General features: G+C 71.1%; 2 protein-coding genes. Both read right to left on the bottom strand.

From position 1 onward, the window contains the following. Positions 1 to 190: 190 nt before the first annotated feature. Positions 191 to 598, bottom strand: coding sequence for a peptide-methionine (R)-S-oxide reductase MsrB (gene msrB, locus ACFU99_RS44195; protein WP_384404518.1), 408 nt, complete (start codon positions 596 to 598; stop codon positions 191 to 193). Positions 599 to 611: 13 nt separating this feature from the next. Continuing rightward, positions 612 to 1,194, bottom strand: a 583-nt coding sequence (locus ACFU99_RS44190) for a glutamate ligase domain-containing protein (RefSeq protein WP_384404516.1), incomplete at its 5' end; no start/stop codon positions are given.

The following is a 1,194-nucleotide window of genomic DNA, read 5'->3' as shown; positions in this document are numbered from 1 at the left end:
GCCTTGGACCCGGAGGGTCCGAGACGAAACCCGCACCCACCCACCAGCCGCCTGCGACACCAGCCCACCCCCCTCCGGCGGCAGACAGCGAACCCGCCCCAACCTCGCCGCCGCTCGCCCTGTGGACCCGCAAGGCCCGAATCGCACCCGCACCAAGCCGCTCAAGCGGCGCGCCCATGACGCTTTCGGCTCAGCCCTCGGCAGGGGTGAGGGTCAGGGAGATCGAGTTGATGCAGTAGCGCTGGTCGGTGGGGGTGGGGTAGCCCTCGCCCTCGAAGACGTGGCCGAGGTGGGAGCCGCAGCGCTTGCAGCGGACTTCGACGCGGACCATGCCGAGGGAGCGGTCCTCGATGAGTTCGACGGCGTCGGAGTCCTTGGGGTCGAAGAAGGACGGCCAGCCGCAGTGGCTCTCGAACTTTTCGGTGGAACGGAACAACTCGGCGCCGCAGGCGCGGCAGGAGTAGACGCCGGCGGTCTTGGTGTCGGTGTACTCGCCGCGGTAGGCGGGCTCGGTGCCGGCCTCGCGGAGTACGTGGTACTCGGCGGGGGACAGTTCCGCCCGCCACTGCTCTTCCGGCTTGTCGATCTCGTACGGCATGTGCGGACTCTCCTCAGCTGTCCCGGCGGGCCAAGCGCTCCAGGATGCGCGGACCGAGGTCCGTCACATCGCCCGCTCCCATGGTGAGAACAAGATCCCCCGGCTTCGACATTCCGGCGATGAGGTCCGGGATGGCGGCCATGTCGTGTTCGGGGGTCACGTCGGCGCCCGCGGCGGTGGCGGCGTCGGTGATCAGGGCGCTGGTGACGCCGGGGATCGGGTCCTCGCGGGCCGGGTAGATGTCGAGGACGACGCAGGCGTCGGCGAGGGCGAGGGCCTCACCCATCTCGGCGGCGAGTTCCTGGGTGCGGCTGAAGAGGTGGGGCTGGAAGACGACGAGGATGCGGGAGCCGTCGGCGGCGCCGCGGATGGCCTCCAGGTCGGCGGTCATCTCGGTGGGGTGGTGCGCGTACGAGTCGATGACCTGGACGCCGGCCGCCTCGCCCTGGAGCTGGAGGCGGCGCTTGACGCCGGTGTACTTGCCGAGGGCCGAGGCGAGGTTGTGGGCCGGGAGGCCGAGGGCCACGCCTGCGGCGAGGGCGGAGACGGCGTTGTGCGCGTAGTGGCGGCCGGGTACGGAGACGGCGAAGGTGAGC

This window comes from Streptomyces sp. NPDC057654, assembly GCF_042800135.1.
Classification (GTDB): Bacteria; Actinomycetota; Actinomycetes; order Streptomycetales; family Streptomycetaceae; genus Streptomyces.
This window is presented reverse-complemented; position numbering and strand designations above follow the sequence as displayed.